This is a genomic window from Streptomyces sp. NPDC054794, from assembly GCF_053611585.1.
This window is the reverse complement of the sequence record NZ_JBSHAQ010000003.1, coordinates 192,786-207,535: the sequence shown is the minus strand read 5'-3', so window position 1 is coordinate 207,535 and position 14,750 is coordinate 192,786. Positions and strand designations below refer to the sequence as shown.

The 14,750-nt window shown below is 71.9% G+C and carries 13 protein-coding genes; 2 read left to right on the top strand and 11 right to left on the bottom strand.

Translation table 11 applies throughout. The annotated features are described in order from the left end of the window. Positions 1-107 precede the first annotated feature (107 nt). The 8 genes from ACWGKT_RS04605 to ACWGKT_RS04570 all read right to left on the bottom strand — a co-directional run bounded on the left by ACWGKT_RS04605 (position 108) and on the right by ACWGKT_RS04570 (position 10,357). A complete protein-coding gene (locus ACWGKT_RS04605) occupies positions 108-1,139 on the bottom strand; it encodes a transglycosylase family protein (RefSeq protein ID WP_453272446.1) in 1,032 nt (343 codons plus the stop codon). 193 nt (positions 1,140-1,332) lie between these two features. Continuing rightward, positions 1,333-2,628, bottom strand: coding sequence for a cytochrome P450 family protein (locus ACWGKT_RS04600; RefSeq protein WP_453272445.1), 1,296 nt, complete (start codon positions 2,626-2,628; stop codon positions 1,333-1,335). Positions 2,629-2,718: 90 nt separating this feature from the next. Beyond that, positions 2,719-3,726, bottom strand: a complete 1,008-nt coding sequence (locus ACWGKT_RS04595) for a nucleoside triphosphate pyrophosphohydrolase (RefSeq protein ID WP_356144229.1) — start codon at positions 3,724-3,726, stop codon at positions 2,719-2,721. 150 nt (positions 3,727-3,876) lie between these two features. After that, complete coding sequence (locus ACWGKT_RS04590; RefSeq protein WP_356144227.1) at positions 3,877-4,524, bottom strand: SurA N-terminal domain-containing protein; 648 nt, start codon at positions 4,522-4,524, stop codon at positions 3,877-3,879. A gap of 141 nt (positions 4,525-4,665) precedes the next feature. Continuing rightward, on the bottom strand, positions 4,666-5,496 hold the full coding sequence (locus ACWGKT_RS04585) for a glycoside hydrolase domain-containing protein (protein ID WP_356144226.1): 831 nt from the start codon (positions 5,494-5,496) through the stop codon (positions 4,666-4,668). Positions 5,497-5,636: 140 nt separating this feature from the next. After that, the gene (locus ACWGKT_RS04580; RefSeq protein WP_356144360.1) at positions 5,637-7,130 is read right to left on the bottom strand and encodes a serine/threonine-protein kinase; all 1,494 of its coding nucleotides are present in this window, start codon (positions 7,128-7,130) and stop codon (positions 5,637-5,639) included. A gap of 38 nt (positions 7,131-7,168) precedes the next feature. Continuing rightward, a complete protein-coding gene (locus ACWGKT_RS04575) occupies positions 7,169-7,780 on the bottom strand; it encodes a hypothetical protein (protein WP_453272444.1) in 612 nt (203 codons plus the stop codon). A gap of 294 nt (positions 7,781-8,074) precedes the next feature. Then, the gene (locus ACWGKT_RS04570) at positions 8,075-10,357 is read right to left on the bottom strand and encodes an N-6 DNA methylase (RefSeq protein WP_453272443.1); all 2,283 of its coding nucleotides are present in this window, start codon (positions 10,355-10,357) and stop codon (positions 8,075-8,077) included. 190 nt (positions 10,358-10,547) lie between these two features. On the opposite strand from ACWGKT_RS04570, the gene ACWGKT_RS04565 reads away from it, so the two are divergent. Beyond that, positions 10,548-11,243 (top strand): hypothetical protein, encoded by a 696-nt coding sequence (locus tag ACWGKT_RS04565; RefSeq protein WP_453272442.1) that lies wholly within the window; start codon positions 10,548-10,550, stop codon positions 11,241-11,243. A gap of 132 nt (positions 11,244-11,375) precedes the next feature. Further along, positions 11,376-12,131, top strand: a complete 756-nt coding sequence (locus ACWGKT_RS04560; RefSeq protein WP_453272441.1) for a hypothetical protein — start codon at positions 11,376-11,378, stop codon at positions 12,129-12,131. Between the two features lie 18 nt (positions 12,132-12,149). Here the strand turns inward: ACWGKT_RS04560 and ACWGKT_RS04555 are convergent, their stop codons facing one another. The 3 genes from ACWGKT_RS04555 to ACWGKT_RS04545 form a co-directional block, all read right to left on the bottom strand. Then, positions 12,150-12,893 carry an N-acetyltransferase family protein gene (locus tag ACWGKT_RS04555; RefSeq protein WP_453272440.1) on the bottom strand — a complete coding sequence of 248 codons (744 nt, stop codon included), beginning with the start codon at positions 12,891-12,893 and terminating at the stop codon, positions 12,150-12,152. Between the two features lie 60 nt (positions 12,894-12,953). Further along, on the bottom strand, positions 12,954-13,667 hold the full coding sequence (locus tag ACWGKT_RS04550; protein ID WP_453272492.1) for an HNH endonuclease family protein: 714 nt from the start codon (positions 13,665-13,667) through the stop codon (positions 12,954-12,956). A 166-nt stretch (positions 13,668-13,833) separates the two neighbouring features. Then, positions 13,834-14,748: an SCO6745 family protein gene (locus ACWGKT_RS04545; RefSeq protein ID WP_453272439.1), complete on the bottom strand. Its 915-nt coding sequence runs from the start codon at positions 14,746-14,748 to the stop codon at positions 13,834-13,836. Positions 14,749-14,750: the final 2 nt, after the last annotated feature.

Sequence of the window (14,750 nt, the reverse complement as noted above, 5' to 3'; positions counted from 1 at the left end):
CGTAGACACGTGATCCGGGGAATTTCAAAGACGATCAGGGCTTCTGAGACTCATCCCACACTTTCAGCAAAGCGGACATTGAGCCCGAATCGGGACGCCAACTCCCGCTACTTTGCACCCGTTTCGCCGCCAACTTCCAGGGTCTGACCGGCGGAGATGTCGTTCGGGTCGGCCCCGATGGACTTCTCGTTGGCGGCATAGAGCGCCCGCCATCCGCCGTCCACGTCAAGGGAGTCCGCGATGGAGACGAGAGTGTCACCGGAGCGCACGGTGTAGGTGGAGTCCCCACGAGTGGCGTGACGGCCGGAAGTTGTGGCGGTCTGTCCGCTTACGGCACTTTCGTCCGCGTCCTCGTCCGCACTGACCCCGCGGTGGCGGCCGCCGCTGCTCGCCCCGGTGTCGACCAGGCTCCAAGAACTACCGGTCTGCCACGAGTTGTCCGAGTCGTCCACCTTGGGAGACTCGGTGACCGAGCTGTGGGTTCCCTGCGAATCGCCCGAACCCTTGGAGTCGGGCGATGCCGACTTGTCCGACTTTGCGGAGTTCTCCCCCTCGCCCTTCTTGCCGGTGTCGGCGCTCGACGAGGGAGAGGCGGACGGTGAGGAACCGTGGGACGGAGCGGCACCGTCGGAGTCGCCGGACTCGTCGGACCCGCTGGACGAGTCGGACAAACCGGATGACTCATCCGAATCGCCGGAAGAGGCCTGGCCGTTGCCCTGCGAGCCGGATCCCCCGACACCGGTGTCGACGTCGACCGAACCGGAGTTCGCGGTGAGCCCGGACAGCAGGGCGCAGGTGGCCCAGTGCTCCGTGCCCTGGTCGGCGAGGATCCGCTCGGCGACGGCTATCTGCTGCGAACGGCTGGCCTGGTCGGGGCTGACGGCGTAGTGGAGGCCGCCGTACTTGTCCCAGTCGTCCTGGGACATCTGCAGGCCGCCGTAGTACCCGTTGCCCGTGTCGGCGCTCCAGGAGCCGCCGCTCTCGCACTCGGCCACCTTGTCCCAGGTGTTTCCGTCGGCCGCGTTCGCGGCGGTGGCACCGAGGAGCGGGATGGCGATGGCGGAGCCGGTCACTCCGGCCGCCACGAGAAGAGCCGGAGCCTGACGGGGGCGACGGTGACGACCGTTCCCGGAGAGCATGCGGAGACCTTTCGTGCGACAGCGTTGACCGGCGCGGCAGGTGTTGCAGGAGTACCGCGTCGATGGGTGAACGTATAGGCAGACGATCACTTGTCACAAGTTAATGCCGCGTAGATCACGTGAAGATCACAGCCCTGAGGGAGTGTCAGGTGTCGCTCCGGGTACGGATCTACGGAACTGCCCGTTCCGGTCATTACCGGACGGGTGTGAACTCCACCGGCAGGGTCCGCAGCCCGCGCATGATCAGCCCGCCGCGCCAGCGCAGCTCGTCCGGGTCCACCGCGAGCCGGAGGTCGGGGAGGCGGGTGAGGAGGGTGGCCAGCGCGGACTGGCCCTCCAGGCGGGCGAGCGGGGCGCCCAGGCAGTAGTGGATGCCGTGGCCGTACCCGAGGTGCTGGTTGTCCCGTCGGCCGAGGTCGAGGACGTCCGGGTCGGCGAACCGCTCCGGGTCCCGGTCGGCGGCGGCGAGGACGACGAGGACCGGGTCGCCGGACGCGATGTCCTGTCCGCCGATGGTGAGCGGCTCGGTGGCGAACCGCCAGGTGGCGAGCTCCACGGGGCCGTCGTAGCGCAGGAGTTCCTCGACCCCGGTCTCCAGCAGGTCCCGTTCGCCCGCGTCGAGGGAGCGCTGGAGGCGGTGGCGCTGCTCGGGGTGGGTGAGCAGGGCGTAGGTGCCGTTGCCGATGAGGTTCACGGTCGTCTCGAACCCGGCGAACAGCAGGATGAAGGCCATCGCGGCGGCCTCGTTCTCGGTGAGGTGCTCACCGTGGTCGGAGGCCCGGATGAGGGCGGAGATGAGGTCTTCGCCGGGGGTGGGGTCGTCGGGCAGGGCCTCGCGCTTCTTGCGGATGAGCTCGGCGAGATAGCCCCGCATCTTCTTCACCGACCGCGCGACCCCGCCCCGGGGCCCTCCCCCGTGCCGGATCATCATGCCCGCCCAGTCCCGGAAGTCGTCCTGGTCCTCGCGCGGGACGCCGAGCAGGTCGCAGATGGCGTAGATGGGGAGCGGGAAGGCGAACTCGTGGATGAGGTCGGCCGAGCCCCGCGCGGCGAACTGGTCGATGAGGTGGTCGGTGAGCTCCTGGACGCGGGGGGCGAACTCGGCGACGCGACGAGGCGTGAAGGCCTTGCTCACCAGCCGGCGCAGCCTCGTGTGGTCCGGCGGGTCGATGTTGAGCAGGTGTGTCATCAGCTCGGCCTTGCGCTCGCCGGGGATACCGGTCTTGCCCTTGGCGTGCGCGGGCTCGTCGTGATGCGCCGGGTTCTTGGACAGGCGGCCGTCGGCGAGGGCCTGCTTGGCGTCGCCGTACCGCGTGACCAGCCAGGCATCCACCCCGCTCGGCAGCTTCGTCCGGTGCACGGGAGCGTGCTCGCGCAGCCAGGCGTAGGCGGGGTAGGGGTCGGCGGCGAACTCCCAGGTGAAGAGGTCGGGGGCGGCGGGAGCGGGCGCGTCGGAGGCGGGGTTCGCGGGGTGGGGCTGGTCGGTCACTCCTTGACGGTATCCGGGATCGGGGGGTGGGCCTTGCCGGGGGGCGGGGCGGCGGTAGCCGTCGGGGTGAGGGTGGCCGTCGGGCGACGGCTAGCCCTCCGTGCCCTCGGCGGTGCGTATGGCGTCGCGGTAGGCGCGGGCCGCCGCGCGCAGGGCCGCTTCCGGGTCCACACCGTCCGCCTCGGCGCCGACCGCGAGCGCGAGCAGCTCGTATCCGATGCCCTCGCCCTGCGGCAGCGGCACCTTGAGGCCCGCGGTGCGCACACGGGAGGCGAGCTTCGCGGCGAGGGCGAGGCCGGGCTGGCCGAGCGGGACGCCCTCGGTCACCGAGGTGCGGCGCTTCTCCTCCGCCTTGGTGCGCAGCCAGTGCTCCTTGACGTCCTCGGGGGTCTGGGCCGTCTCGTCGCCGAAGACGTGCGGGTGGCGGTGGATGAGCTTGGCGACGATGCCGCCGGCCACGTCGTCGATGGAGAACGGCGCCTCGGGGTCCTCCTCGGCGATGCGGGAGTGGAAGACGACCTGGAGCAGGACGTCGCCCAGCTCCTCTCTCAGCTCGTCGCGGTCGCCGGCCTCGATCGCCTCGACGAGTTCGTAGGCCTCCTCGATGCCGTACTTGGCGAGGCCCAGGTGGGTCTGCCGGGAGGACCAGGGGCACTCGGCGCGGATGCGGTCCATGACCTGGACGACGTCGAGGAGGCGGGCGCCGGGCAGGTCGTAGGAGGCGGGGAGCAACTCCAGCTCCGGCATCCGCACGCGGCCGGAGCCGGCGAGGCGGGCTAGGCCGTCGGTGAGGGCCGGTTCGCCCTCGCCGGCGGCGACGACGACCACCGTGTGTCCGCCGACGCAGGAGTCGACCAGTTCCTGGGCGGTGGGGGACGCCTCGTCCACCGCTATCCCCGCCTCGCGCAGATAGGGCAGCTGGGGATGCGTCCCGTCCGCGCACAGCACGCGGTCGGCGGTGCGCAGCGCCTGCCAGGCGGGCCAGGACAGCAGGCCGGGGGCGACGCGGTGACTGGTGGTGAGCAGGACGACACGGCCGGGGGCGGGCTGCTCGTCCGGTCCCGGTACCTGGGTGTCTTCGAGGCGCGTGGTGTTCACGCATCGAACGTAACGCACCCCGCGCACCCGCCTCGCGCGTTGTCCACAGGCCCGGAACGACGATGCGATCGTATGACGGACGGTGATGGGTGGGCGGCCTCCCCACCCCACCCGCAGGCGACGTGCATGAGGTTCCCGCGACGGCGCCGGTCAGGCCGTCAGCTGCGTGCCGTTCGTGGTGACCTCGCGGACCCAGGGGGTCTTCGCGTCGACGCGGCTGCTCTTTTGCACGTCCCAGCTGCCGTAGCGCGGGTTGAGGTCGACGTGGAGTTCCTCGGACGCCGCGGACAAGGCCTTCCAGAAGGCGGGCTCGGTGGTGTTGGTGCCGAGCTTCTGGGCGAGCTTCTGCGCCTCCACCTGGAGCCGGAGGTTGTCGTCGAGACGCTCGGGGGCGACGCCGTACTTCTGCAGCCAGGCCGTCTCCAGCGCCTCGGCGCTGCCCGCCTGCTGCAACAGGCCGCCGCGCATCTGCTGGACCTCCTTGCGGGTGACCGTGATGCCCTGGTCCCTCGCGGCGCGGTGCAGCACCCGGTCGAGCACCATGTTGTGCAGGGTGTCGCGGGTGAGGCTGCTGGTGGAGGTGAGTACCTGCTCGTACTGCGCCTGGTCCGGCACCGCGGCCTTCTGCGCCCGGCGCACCTCGTTCACCCGGCTCTCCAGCTGGGCGACGGTGATCCGCTGACCGCCCACGACGGCCGCCGCGCCGGGATGCGCGTCGTCTCCGCAGGCGGTGAGAAGGGGGGCCGCGGCGACGATCACGGCGGACAGGACGAGCGCGGTGCGACGGCGGCGGTGCAAGGAAACCTCCCGAGGAGATTGTGCGGCGGTGCACAAAGTCTTGCGGTGATCGATGTTAGGCAGTGACCAGGCTCTGGCCAACCCATTCGACCAACGATTCACGTGTGCTTCGGGCACCGCCGTACCCGCGTGCGGTGGGCGTCAGCCGGTGATGGCCACCGGGGCGTCCCACGCGTCGCGGTCCACGGTGATCGTGTAACCGTTCCGCGTCTCCTTGCTGTTGACCATGTACTGGTGGGCGCGACTGTGGCCGGTGTACTGCGTCGCCCCCCACGGCCAGTCCGCGGTGGTGGTGTACTGCTTGTCCCACAGCGCGTACCAGAGGTTGCCCGGCAGGTCCGTCTTGTCCGTCGCGGTGGCGATCGCCTTGGCGCTGGAGCTGGTGAAGCCGTAGTAGCCGCCGCGGTACGTCTTGGCGCGCAGCGTCTTGCTGAAGGAGCGCACGTACGTCAGCACGGCGTCGTTGCACGCCTTGTTCGTGACGTCGTACGCCTCCATGTCGAGGTAGATCGGGCTGCCCGCCTTCATGCCGAGGGCGGAGGCCTTGGCGACGGCGTCGGCGGCGTCGCTCGCGCCGAGGGAGGCGGCGGTGGCGGCGCTGATCCTCTCCGGGCTGGTGCCGGTCTGGCAGGGCGGCTGGGCGCCCACGTAGAGCGGGATGAGCTTCCAGCCCACGTCGCTGACGGACTTGACCCAGGAGGGGGTGAGGTTGGGCTGGTTGCAGCCGCGGTTCCTGCCGCCGACGTAGACGGCCGCGGCACCGTAGAACCCGTTGCTGCGCCATGCCTTCATCGCGTTGAGAGAGGGCGCGGTGCAGGTGTCGAAGGCGTGCCCGGTGTATGTCCGCTGCGCGGGCCAGGTGGTGGCGGCCATGGAGGCCTGCGCGGCGATCCCGGCCCCGGCGACGACGGCGGCACCCGCCACCGCCCACGTGACGTACCTGCGCTTCTTGGTCTGCCGATGGCCGGCCATGTACCCCACCCTCGATCGCGCGTTGCCAGCGCTCTTGTTCTGCCTGGCAAAAGCGAAGGGCAACCTATCCAGCGCCGTTCATGCCTTCGGGAAACACAACCCCCCGAAGATCACAAGAATTGCCCAGGGAACGGCAAAATCTAGCCGCGCACCTGCCCCAGCCACTGCAGCGAGCGCCGGACCTCCGCGGCCATCGGATGACCGGGGCCGTTCAGGCGCTCCACGTCGAGCAGCAGCCGCGCGAGCGTGTCGTGGGCGGCGGAGCGGTCGCCGAGGGCGAGCAGCAGATGGCCGATGCGGCGGCGGACGTCGTGGGCGAGCGCGGGGTCCCCGGCGACGTACTGGTTCTCGTAGTACGGCAGCAGCGCGCGGTACTCCGCGAGCGCCGCCGCCGGTTCGCCGAGCTGTTCCAGGCACAGGGCGGCTTCGTAGCGGAAGCGCAGCGACTGCGGGTCGGCCTGACCGGCCTCGGCGGCGCGTTCGTCGGCCAGCCGGCGCAGTTCGGGCAGCGCGCGCCGGAACTGACCGTCGTCCATGAGCGTGGCCGCGTACTGCTTGCGCAGGGAGCGGACCACCGGGGAGTGCTCACCGTGCTGTTGGGCGGCGGCGGGCAGGATCGCGCCGAGGATGTCGACAGCCTGGGTGATACGGCCCTCCCCCAGGAGGCGCTTGACCTCGTCCACGGCGGCGGCCACATCGGGCTTCTCGGCCGCGTCCGGCACGGGCGTCACGGGGGCGGGCTGGGGCGCGGGCGTGCGCGCCCGGTCCGGCCAGGGGGCGTGCGGGCGCAGGAAGGGCCGCGTGGGGTCGAGGGGCGCCCCGGTGGGTATCCCGCGCGCGGGCAGGAGCAGCGCCAGGTGCTCGTAGACCTCCTGCGCGGAGGCCGGCCGGTGCTGCGGGTCCTTGGCGAGCAGCCGCAGGACGAGCGCTTCGAGCGCCTCCGGCACCTCGGGGCGCAGGCGGCGCACGGGCAGCGGCGGCTCGTACAGGTGCCGGTGCAGTACGCCGAGCGCCGTGGAACCGGAGAACGGCACGTCCCCGCTGAGCAGTTCGTGCATCAGCACGCCGAGCGCGTACAGGTCGGTGTACGGGCCGACCGCGCCGCCCATCGCCTGCTCGGGCGCCATGTACGCCGGCGAGCCGATGGGCGAACCGGTGTGCGTGAGGCGGGTGGTGTCGGTGTCCATGACGGAGGCGACGCCGAGGTCGAGCACGGTGACCGTGCCGTCCTGCTTCACCATCACGTTGCGCGGCTTGAGGTCGCGATGGACGATCGGCACGGCGTGCACGGCGCTCAGCACGGCGCACAGCTGCGCGGCGACCGCGACCGCCCACTGCCACGGGTAGGGGTCGTGCTCGGCGAGGTGGTCGGAGAGGTCGGCGCCGTCGACGTACTGCATGACGAGGAACAGCTCCTCGCCCTCGCTGCCCGCGTCGTGCACCGTGACCAGCCCGGGGTGGTCGACCTGCGCGGTGACCCGGCACTCGCGCACGAACCGGCGGCGCAGTTCGTCCGCCTCCTGCCCGGCGACCTTGTCGGGGCGCAGCAGCTTCACCGCCACGCGCCGGTCCAGCCGCTGGTCGTACGCCGTCCAGACCTGGCCCATGCCGCCCTGCCCGATGAGCGTGGACAGCTCGTAGCGGCCGGCGACGACGCGTCCTGTCGCCACGGTCACCTTCCGCCCTCGTGGTTGTCCTCGGGATACCCGTCGTGCTTGCGCAGGTAGTCACTGAGCTCGTCCAGCTCGGCGCGCACCTGGTCGATGCGGGCGGGGGCGGGACGCTGGTGCGGCGTGGAGATCGGCGGCCCGGGCGGGGGCGTGTGGGGCGTGAGCGGCATCGGCGCCACGGGCGTGCTCGGCACGGTCGTCGCGGTGTACGGCGACACGGGGCCCGGGTAGTTGTACGCCCGGGCCATCGGCTGCTGCGCGCGGTAGGCCTCGCGCTGGCGCGCGAAGTGCCGGATGTCCGCCGCGAGGTAGTAGACCGTCACGATGACGAGCGTGCCGAAGAGGATGCCGAGGCCCACGGCGCCGCCGGTGCTCACCTCGTCGGCGGGGTCACTGCCGATCAGCACCACGCTGATGATGTCGGCCGCCAGCGCCACGATGAACAGGCACCAGTCCAGCGGCTTGCGGGTCACGACGGCCAGGCGCAGCAGCATCGCCCAGGCCGCGAAGCCGATGCACAGGAACCCGATCACCACGAACAGGATGCGCAGGAAGACCAGCACCGCGGTGTCCGGCGGCTGCTTCACCGGCTGTGCGTAGCCGTGGCCTTGCATGGTTGCTCCTGTTACCTGAAGAGGGCGTACGCGTTCCGTCCGGCGCCGTCCGCGGTGCGGACAACCCCGGTCATGCGATTGTCGCTTCGAGCATATGGCCCGACACGGACAACCGGTTCGGGTTGTACCGAACCGTTGTCCGGCCGGTCACTTCCCACGACGGCGCAGGTGCGGACGGGGTTGCGCGGAGCAGGACGTTCCGGGCGCAAGAGCCGACGCAGGCGTCGCCCCCGCCGTACCACCGCCGTACCACCGCCGTCGCCCCACAGTCTGCCCCGCGGGTCCCCCGCCGCGTCATTCAGGTGCCACCGTTCCGTCCGTCAGACCGTCGTACATCCCGCGCACGAGCTGCTCCCCGAGCCGGCCCGCGTGCCGCAGCGCCCGCTCGAACTCGTCGAGTGCGCGAAAGCGCGCGCCGTAGCGACGCTGTTCGTCGAGCGGGAGCCGCGGCAACTGGAGGCGGCGCACGTCGAGGCGGGTGGCCGTGGACGCGTAGCTGCTGGCCTGGCGGTTGTTGGCGGTGCCGCGCAGGAAGCCGGCGAGGAACCAGGGGTCGAGCGCCGTGGGATCGGGGCGCAGGAGCGCGAGGTTGCGCCCCAGGGCGGCGCCCTCCGTCACCTCGTCGATCACGCGGGCCATCGAGCCGCCGCCGAGCACCGGCACGACGATGTCGCCCACCTCGGTGAGCACGGCCTCCTCGTCGCTCTCCGGGAGCGTCCCCGAGGGCGCCGTTCCGGCCAGCACGTCGTGGTCGGTGAGGACGGGCACGCGCGCGTGGCCGCCGCTTCCGCCGGTACGCAGCACCAGGGCGCCCCCGCGCGCGAGTTCACCGACGGTGGTGAGCGGCCAGCGCGCGGGGCGCGCGGCGTCGGCGGGCGGCGGAGTGAGGTCGGCGGTCAGGCGCAGCGTCTCGCCGAGGCGCTCCCGTACGGCCGTGAGCTGCTCGGCGCCGTCGGCCGCCGCGGCCGGCGGGAGGTGCCGGGCGGGGGCCAGGTCCACGTCGTCGTCGAGGAGTTCGATCACGGGCACGGAACGGGCCAGCCCCGGCCGCTCGTCGAGCCGCCCGGCGCGTTCGAAGGCGACCCAGGCGTCCAGTACGGCGTCCCGCACCGCCTGCCAGTCGGGGCCGCCGCGCCCCTCGGTGGCGAACTGCCCGGTGTCGGCGAGCAGCACCTCGGGCTGCGCGGGCGTCCGGTCCGGCCGGCGCAGCACCCATACGTGCAGGGGGATGTTGTACGGCGGCGCGGCGCCGACCGGCAGCGCGAGGACGGCGCGGAGCGCGCCGCGGCGCAGCAGGTCGGCGCGGATGCGCCGACCGGAGCGGCGGGAGGCGGCGGCGGGCGGCATCAGCAGTACGGCGGTGCCGCCGTCCTTCAGCCGGGCGAGCGCGTGCTGGACCCAGGCCAGCTCGGACTCGGTGCGGGCGGGGAAGCCGTACTCCCAGCGCGGGTCGTAGGCGAGTTCGTCGTGGCCCCAGTTGCGCTCGTTGAACGGCGGGTGGCACAGGACGGCGTCGGCGTGCAGCCACGGATACGCGTCCCCGCGCAGGGTGTCGCCGACGGCGGCGCGCACGGTGGAGCGGGCGTGCAGCGCGAGCCGGAGCGCGGTGAGCACGGCCAGGTCGGGCGCGCTGTCCTGGGCGTAGAGCTCCTGATCGGGGCGGGTATCGATGGCGCGCAGCAGGGCGCCGGTGCCGCAGGCCGGGTCGAGCACGGTACGGGCGGGGCCGGCGAGGTCGGCCATGAGGCGGGCGAGTTCGGCGGGCGTGAGCGTGTACTGGCGCGGGTTGGCGTCGAGGTGCCGCCCCAGCAGGAACTCGAACGTCTGCCGGGCCCCCCTCTCGGCCGCCAGCTCGGCGGCGCCGCGCAGGAGGGGGACGGAGGGAAGGAATTCGGGGCTGGTGGGGATGTGAACGGCCGGGGTGCCGATCACGGCGGGTGCGGTGTTCACACCGTGGGCGGCGTGCCCGGCATGTGCGGTGTGTGCGGCGGGCCGGGTGTTCACATCGCCGCCGGTGTTCACACCGGCTGGGGTCGTGACCGGCGAAGCGGTGCGTGACGCGGCCGGGGTGTTCACAGCGCCCGCGCTGTGAGCCGATGTCGGCGCGTTCACAGCCCCCGGAGCGTTCACAGCCGCCGCGCCGCCGCCGGCCCGCCCGCTGTGAACTCGGCGGCCCCGCGTCACACCGAAGCGCGGCACGATCACCTTTTCCAGTGTGTCGGGCAGCAGCGCGGCCAGCCGCTCGTCGGACCCGGCGCTCATCTCCAGCCACACGGTGGGCCGCTCGTGGATGAGCAGCAGGGCGCAGCCCGCGTGCACCAACGCGGTGACGGGGCCCTCGGGATGGCCGGCGAGTTGCTGCCAGACGCGTTCGCGGAGCGGGACCTCGGCGAGCTTGCCCTGCTTGCGCAGCCAGGCCTCCACCTCGACGAGCGCGAAGGACGGGCTGGTCTCGGTGCCGCCGACCGGTTTGGGGAAGTCGGCGTGCCGACGGCGCCAATTGCTGACGGCGGCACGGCCGACGCCGGCGAGCCGTGCGATTCCGGCGGCGGTCACCTCTGTCGCGTTGTCCTGCACCCGCCCCGCTCCCCTCGTCCATGTGTGACCACGAGCATACCGGTGAACACGTGATCCATCCCTTCACGGCCGTGTACGCGACTCATCGCGTGAACCGTGTTGACTCGGTTCACAGGCTCTGGTCTTATTGACCCAGCGAACGAGCGACCGCCTGAGGGGGGCGGTCGCCGACTCGGGAGGGGGCAGAGCCATGGGCATGAAGGGCAAGGCCGTGCTGGGGGCCGTCGTGGGGGTCATCGTCATCGGTGCCGTGTCGGCGAACGCCGGCGGCAGCGACAAGGGCGACGACAGCGGTTCCCACAGCGGCGGCAAGGGCTCTTCGCCGTCCGCCGAGCACCGGTCCGGCGGCAAGAAGGGGGCGAACAGACCGGAAGCCGCCGCGAAGAAGGCCGCGTTCGACGGGGACGGTGACTTCCAGGTCGGCAAGGACGTCAAGCCGGGCACCTACCGCACCAGCGGCAACACCGACGAGATGTGCTACTGGGAGCGCGCCAAGGACGCCTCGGGCGAGACGGACGCGCTGCTGGCCAACGACAATGTCACCGGCACCAGTTACGTCACCGTCAAGGCCACCGACAAGCTGTTCAAGTCCAGCGGCTGCAAGGGCTGGGAGGCCGTCGACCCGAAGGCGAAGGGTTCACCCGCCTCGAAGATGGCCGGCAAGGGCGGCATGTTCAAGGTCGGGACGGACATCGCCCCGGGCACGTACAGGTCCACCGGCAACGCCGACGACTCCTGCTACTGGGAGCGCACCAAGGACGCCGAGCACGGGCTCGACTCGATCATCGCGAACAACAACGTGACCGGCACCGCCGTCGTCACCATCAAGGCGTCCGACGCCTACTTCAAGACCACCGGCTGCAGGGACTGGAAGAAGACCGCCTGACCCCGCCGGCCCGTCTCCCCCCGCACCACCAACCGCCACACGCACGTCACTTCACCGCACCTCACTTCACCGCACCTCACCTCACCGCACCTCACCTCACCTCACCGCTCATCTCTTCACCAAGGAATTCCCATGCGTCGCACCGCACTTGCCGCCCTCTGCCTCGCCGCCGCGGCCACCGCCGGACTCACCGGCTGTCTGCCGGGGCAGCACAAAGACTCCGCGGACAGCAAGCCGAAGGGCCCGTTCGCCGGGCTGACGGGAGCCGAGATCGCCGACCGGGCGATGAAGGCCACCACCGGGGCCTCGTCGCTGCGGATGAAGGGCGATGTCCCCGACGACGAGAGCAAGGGCACCATCCAGCTCGACATGGCCCTGAACAGGAAGGGCGAATGCGCCGGCACCATGAGCATGAACGGGCAGGGCAAGGCCGACCTGATCAAGACCGGTGACGCCATCTACATGAAGTACGACGAGGCGTTCCTGCGCGCCCAGAGCAAGGGCGAGGCCAAGTCCGACACCGACGCGGCCGTGGCGATGCTGGCCGGGAAGTGGACCAAGATGGCCGTGAAGGGCCAGGACGCCAAGGACATCGCGGGCCTCTGCGACCTGGACGCGGTGCTCGGCGGCGCCGAGGACAGCAACTCGGACGCCACGCGCGGCAAGACGACCTCCGTCGACGGCACTCCGGCGATCGTCCTCCATGAGAAGGACGGCAAGGACAACTACACGCTCTACGTCGCCACCGAGGGCAAGCCGTACCTGCTGAGGGTCGACGGCACCTCCGCCAAGGAGCCGGTGAAGCTCTCCTTCAGCGACTACGACAAGCCCGTGCCGGCGCAGAAGCCCGCCGGCAAGATCATCGACCTGGACGCGCTGGGCGGCTGAGCCGCGTCCCGGCGCCGCTCACAGCGGGTGCCGCATCCACACATTGGGCTCGACGTACACGGCGTATCCGCGTTCCGGTTCACAGCGGACCGGGACGAGGGCGCCGGGTACGTCGATGTCGCCCTCCGTGTCGAAGGCCAGCCCCGTCCAGCGGCGCCATTCCTCCAAGGAGGCGGCCACGGTCATGGACGCCGGCGCGATGGAGTCGATGGTCGCGCCGGCCCGTGCGTGGACGCGCAGCCACGGGTCGTGCGGCAGACCGTCGGCGCGCACCCGGTGCGCGTACTCCGCGATGTCGGTACGCGGCTCCAGGTGCTTGGCGCTGGGCCGGACCGGCGCGACGACCTCGCCGAAGCCGTGCGCCCGGGCGTTGTCCCGCATCGCCGAGAGCATCCGTGCGGACAGCCCGCGGCCCTGCGCGTGCGGGGCCACGACGATGGCGATCGCGCTGACCGTGTCGGGGCGGGTGCCGCGGCGCAGGTCGGCGAAGGCCCAGCCGAGCACCTGGTCCCAGCCGCGGGCGGGCAGCGTGCCGCGTCCTTCGGCGCCGAGGGCGAAGGGCACGCTGTAGCCATGTGCGACCACGTCGCCCCGCTCGTCCTCGGCGAACAGCGCGTACTGCGGCAGTTCGGTCGGGATACGGCCGTAGTAGGCGCCGCCGACCGGGTCGTTGGTCGTGAACTCCGCCCAGGTGTCGGCCATCCCGACGACCTTCTCCAGCATCTCGGGCCTCTCGGCGAGGCTCGCCACCGTGACATCCATGCAGGCCACGCTATGCGAGAAGGGCGACGGCCGCGAAGAGAATCCGGGCGCCCGGGGCCGTCAGCGCGCCCGGAAACGCTCCGGCGCCTTGGTCGGGTTGCCGCCGGACGGGAGCTTCTGGTCCGGGCAGGAGGCGAGGACGTCCTTCATCGCGGCCTTCTCGGCGCCGGTCACCCACAGGCCGTACTTCTTCTTCACGGCGACCTGGGCTGCGACGTAGGCGCAGCGGTAGGCCTTGTTGGGCGGGAGCCAGGTGGCCGTGTCGCCGTCGCCCTTGCCGCGGTTGGTGCTCGCGTCGACGGCCAGCAGGTTGAGGGGGTCGTTGGCCAGGGCTATGCGTTTGCTGGGGTCCCAGTACTTGGCGCCCTTCTGCCAGGCGTCCGAGAGGGCGACGACGTGGTCGATGTCGACCTGGCTGCGGCCGCGCCGGTAGGTGATGGCCTTGCCGGAGTACGGATCGGGCTCCAGCAGGCCGTAGGAGACCTTGCAGTCGCCGCGGGTGAACCTCACCTCCTTCAGGTCGCGTTTGAGGATGTCGTCCCGGGTGTCGCAGGAGTTGGAGTCGGTGTCGGCCCAGGCGGTGCCGAACCTGGCCCGGGAGTAACCGGTCTTCGGCGCCCGGCCCTTGACGGCCAGTGACTCCGCGGCGGTCAGGGCGGCGCCCCCGCTCCCCGGCCGTCCGGCTCCCGAAGAACCCCTGGTGTCCTGGTCGGTGCAGCCGGCCACGGCGAGCAGCACGACGGCGGCGGTGATGGCCCCGCCCCTCAGACGCATCACGGCGCGTCCCCCTTGCCTCCCCTTGTTCCGCCCCCCGCACGGGCGGACGTTCCTGGACCCACCGTAGCGACCGGGTGGTTCGCGCCGGACGGGGGGTGGGGGGCGCGCCGGGGGCAGGCCGGCGTATCGGCGGTCGCTCGCGGCGGCCGTACGCTTGCCCGGCTCAGACCTTGCCGATGCCCAGCGTCGACTCGGCGGGGAGCAGTCCCGTGGACAGGACCGCGACCCAGTAGTCGCCGAGCAGTGCGGTCAGGCGGTCCACGGCGGGCAGGCCGAGGCTCTGCCAGGGGGCGGCGGCGAGGCGGTCGGTGTGCCGCTCGACCTCGCGGCGCAGCTCGCGGCCCGCGTCCGTGGCCGTACCGTTCGCGTCGACGAGGCCACGGGCGGTCAGGCGTTCGCGTGCGGCCGTCCACTCCTCGGGGCTCCAGCCACGGCTCTCGAAGCGCTCGACGGACGCGGCGCCTATCGCGGCGAAGGAGACCAGGGACTCGACGGGGTCGAGGCCGGCGACGAGGAGGGCGGCGAGATGGCCGTCGCCGCGGTGTTCGCGCAGGATCGTCGCCGCCTGCCACAGCTGCAGGTGGGGGGCGTCGGGCCAGGGCAGTTCGGCGTTGGCCGCGGCGAGCGGGCGGCCCGCGGTGTTCGCCGCCTGTGCCGCGCGCCGGGCCAGGGCCGCGGCCTCGGCCAGCTCGGGGCTGTCGACGCGGTCGCCCAGGATCGAGCGGTACGTCCGGTCGATCCCGCGCAGTCTCGCCCTCAGGACCGCCTCCGGGCCCGCGACCGTCCAGGCGCGGTCGCTGTGTTCGGCGACCATCCGGGGGGCGAAGCTGTAGAAGGCGGAGGCGACCCGCTCACCGCCGACCGCCCCCAACGGCGCCGCGCGGAACGGGAAGTAGGCCGGCCAGCGGTCCTCCGTCCCGTATCCGAGGGCGGAGGCCTCCTCGAAGACCTCCGGCGCGTAATACAGAACGGCGTGCAGGGGTTCCAGCAGGTGCCAGAGCGCGCGCACGCGCGTCGGCTCCACCCTGCCGTCCTGTCCCGTCCCACCCTCGGCGGCCTTGCTGACGTGCTCGGACATGG

What these genes read in the sequence shown, in the direction of transcription:
- ACWGKT_RS04605 (WP_453272446.1), bottom strand. Translation starts at nt 1,139, where the DNA reads ATGCTCTCCGGGAACGGTCGTCACCGTCGCCCCCGTCAGGCTCCGGCT.
- ACWGKT_RS04585 (WP_356144226.1), bottom strand. Translation starts at nt 5,496, where the DNA reads ATGGCCGGCCATCGGCAGACCAAGAAGCGCAGGTACGTCACGTGGGCG.
- ACWGKT_RS04575 (WP_453272444.1), bottom strand. Translation starts at nt 7,780, where the DNA reads ATGCAAGGCCACGGCTACGCACAGCCGGTGAAGCAGCCGCCGGACACC.
- ACWGKT_RS04565 (WP_453272442.1), top strand. Translation starts at nt 10,548, where the DNA reads ATGGGCATGAAGGGCAAGGCCGTGCTGGGGGCCGTCGTGGGGGTCATC.
- ACWGKT_RS04560 (WP_453272441.1), top strand. Translation starts at nt 11,376, where the DNA reads ATGCGTCGCACCGCACTTGCCGCCCTCTGCCTCGCCGCCGCGGCCACC.
- ACWGKT_RS04555 (WP_453272440.1), bottom strand. Translation starts at nt 12,893, where the DNA reads ATGGATGTCACGGTGGCGAGCCTCGCCGAGAGGCCCGAGATGCTGGAG.
- ACWGKT_RS04550 (WP_453272492.1), bottom strand. Translation starts at nt 13,667, where the DNA reads ATGCGTCTGAGGGGCGGGGCCATCACCGCCGCCGTCGTGCTGCTCGCC.
- ACWGKT_RS04545 (WP_453272439.1), bottom strand. Translation starts at nt 14,748, where the DNA reads ATGTCCGAGCACGTCAGCAAGGCCGCCGAGGGTGGGACGGGACAGGAC.